The organism is Achromobacter sp. GbtcB20 (assembly GCF_019091095.1).
In the GTDB taxonomy this organism is placed as follows: Bacteria; Pseudomonadota; Gammaproteobacteria; order Burkholderiales; family Burkholderiaceae_B; genus Achromobacter; species Achromobacter mucicolens.
Genome location: NZ_JAGXJZ010000278.1, coordinates 1 through 397, shown reverse-complemented (window position 1 = coordinate 397; position 397 = coordinate 1). Strand labels below are relative to the sequence as shown.

1 protein-coding gene is annotated in these 397 nt (G+C 58.4%); it reads left to right on the top strand.

Features of this window, described 5'->3' with window-relative positions; genetic code table 11:
• Positions 1-160: 160 nt before the first annotated feature.
• Positions 161-397, top strand: a 237-nt coding sequence (locus tag KVT32_RS28975) for a hypothetical protein (protein WP_217619299.1), incomplete at its 3' end; no start/stop codon positions are given.

Genomic DNA, 397 nt, shown 5'->3' with positions numbered 1-397 from the left:
GTAGAATGCCTTAGAACGCGCGGCAAGGCCATCCCTGCATGGTGTCGCCGGTGTTTTTTCCTCCTCATCCACATTCGGCAACGCAGGTCGCCGAAGCGGCGGTCGAGATCGCGCATCACGCTGTAGCGTGTCAAGTAATAGGCTGGTAATATTCAACATCATGGATTGGTTCCCGATAGACGCCGTATCGTTCAAGTTTCTCGTGCTGGGCACGGGCATGTTCTTCGCCATCAAATGGCATTACGAACAAGGGAAGAAAAAGAAGGAGATCGGGAAAGAAGAGGAGAAGCGCGCTGTGCTGCGCGCGGCCGGCAAGGTGGCCGCGCTCTTCGTGCTGGCGCTCGTCGTCCTGGTGTTCGCCACCTTCACCCTCGCCGGCAGGCTGGGCCTGGACCTG